Annotated in this window: 1 protein-coding gene; it reads left to right on the forward strand. The window is 43.5% G+C overall.

Annotated features, from left to right (window positions below; genetic code table 11):
* Window positions 1-2,407: protein kinase domain-containing protein (locus G3570_RS16250; RefSeq protein ID WP_165143922.1), on the forward strand; the 2,407-nt coding region annotated here is incomplete at its 5' end.
* Window positions 2,408-2,565 lie beyond the last annotated feature (158 nt).

The following is a 2,565-nucleotide window of genomic DNA, read 5'->3' on the forward strand; positions in this document are numbered from 1 at the left end:
GGTTGATCACCGGTCAGACCTGTTTTCCCTTGGCATTCTACTTTATGAAATGCTGACCGGCCGGAAACCTTTCCAAGGCGAGCACCAGGCGGCGATGACGTATTCCATTGTGAATGAAAAACCTACTCCTCTGAAAACATATCTGCCCAAGGCGCCCAGTGAACTTGTCCAAATTTTGGGCCGGCTACTGGCCAAAGAACCTGAAGATCGAATCGGAAGTGCCAAACAGGTAGTTGCCTTAATTAAAGAAGTGAAAGAGTCCAGTGATATTTTTATGGAGCAGACCCCAAGGGAAAAAACCGATAGAAAGGATACCCAGCAAGACAGCGGCAGTGATTCAACTACATTCACTGTTACTGTACCCAATTTAGGTTTCGGAAAGAAAAATGTGGATAAATTCGGTCTTCTAATCAGTGCAACGGCCCTGATTGTACTCGTGCTGCTTACCGGCTGGTGGTTTAATGGTGGAAATGAGGTTGAAAATAACACAGAAGCCCCAACAGATGAAGGGAATTCGGAGGTTGCCAATCATTCAATTGCAGTACTACCATTCGAGGTTACAGGTTCGGGGGCGGACGAGTGGAAAGATGGCATGGTAACGACGCTGAGCTTGAATCTTGACGGAGTAGCCGGACTGCGTGCCATTCCTGACCGTACCATTTTGGCTAAGTGGAAACAAAAAGGGCAAGCAATTGATATCGAAACTCAAGAGGCGCTGGATATTGCCCGTGAGGTTGGTGCCAACTATGCAATACTGGGATCAGCAGTACAACTGGGCAATGACTTACGTTTTGGTGTCAATGTACGAGAAGTTGCTTCTGGAGAACGACTTGGTCAGGTTGAAGTGCGTGGGGCTCCCGACAGTGTAACGATGTTAACAAATAACTTGACAAAAGAAATATTAGGTGTATTACTGGAGCGGAGCGAGGAGGCGATTCCGTCAGTAAATCTAGAGAGCATCACTACTGAATCACTACCTGCATTAAAAGCATTTTTAGCCGGAGAACGACACTTTCGATCAGGTGAATACGAAGAAGCGATAGCTGACTATGAATCTGCCATTGAACGTGATACTTCCTTTGCCCTTGCTTATATGCGTACTTCCTTGAGTCGAGGGTGGCTGGGATCTGGAAACGTAGATCAGCCTATGAAACACGCCTATCAATTATCTAATCAATTACCCAGTCGCGAACGCCAACTTGTGCAAGCTAGATATATGTGGATTGTTAAAAATAATCACATGATCGCTGCTGATTCGCTTCGCCAAATGACAAAAGATTATCCGGATGATCCCTTAGTGTGGTACCAGTTTGGGGAGGTACTCACACATGGTCCTATTGCTCCCGGTTGGCATCGAGCAGAAGAGGCATTTGAAAGGGCTATTGAACTTGATCCGGGTCAGGCATCTCATCATCACCATTATGTTGAATTTGCATTTGCTCTTCACAACGATAGCACTCTTGCTGCTAAACGAATCAAGGCTCATCCTGGTGAAGATAAATACAAAGAAGTCTACCGTCTTTCACTGGATTTGGTTTTTGGAAATGAGACTCAAAAAGAGAACGCTCTAAGCAAGCTTAAATATATTGACCTCCCCGATTACAATAACTTTGTCCTAATTTTCAACCATCCCTATCAATGGGAATTAAAAGAGAGGGTCCTTCGTGTTTTACAAAATCGAGAGGATATAGAAGATAATGCCTTTGATTTTCAACTTGCTATAAACAGCTTTCAAAGAGGGCATCTTCTACAGACGATAAAGGAATTAAAGCAGTTAAATAATGGCATATCTAATATTCTTGCCGGTACCAATAGTTTAGGATTACCTATTCCGGATTCAATGGCCAGTAAATATTTGGAACCAAAAAACCTTCCTGATGAACCATCGTTCAACCAACTTGAATCTTCCATTATGTATTCAATTGATCAGGCGAAAATGGAAAACTTAGATGAATTGTTCGATAAGCTCCAAATAATGAGTGACACGACAGATATTCAAAACTCTTCATCTGATATCGGTGCAGTACTCAAAGAGTTGCAAGGCTATAGAGCCTGGAAATCTGGTAATATGGATAAGGCTCTCAGGTTATGGAAAGATAAAGAACAGTGGGGTATACCAGGAGCTATTTGGAGAGGTGATCTTTATCGAGAGCTTGGAAAATATGAGCAAGCAGAAGATTGGTATTTAACATATTGGACTAACCCGATTTCTCATGAGCGTCTGGGCATGCTCTATGAAGATATGAATAAACCTGAAAAAGCGGCGGAGGCGTATCGCCGCTTTATCGTGGCGTGGAAAGATGCTGATCCGGAACTACAAGATATGGTAATGGAGGCTCGACAGCGGCTCCAAAAGCTGTCGGTTTCAGAAAAAGGTGCAACTGAAGAAGTAATTGAGGTTGAGTAAAAAACAGATGGATTGTTAACACTGAGATCTAGTAAAACAGAGGGAATATGATTGGACAAACCATCTCGCATTATAAAATCACTGAGAAGTTGGGTGAAGGTGGGATGGGTGTGGTCTACAAGGCTCAAGATAGTAAACTCGACCGGGATGTGGCCCTC

It is taken from the genome of Halalkalibaculum roseum (assembly GCF_011059145.1).
In the GTDB taxonomy this organism is placed as follows: Bacteria; Bacteroidota; Rhodothermia; order Balneolales; family Balneolaceae; genus Halalkalibaculum; species Halalkalibaculum roseum.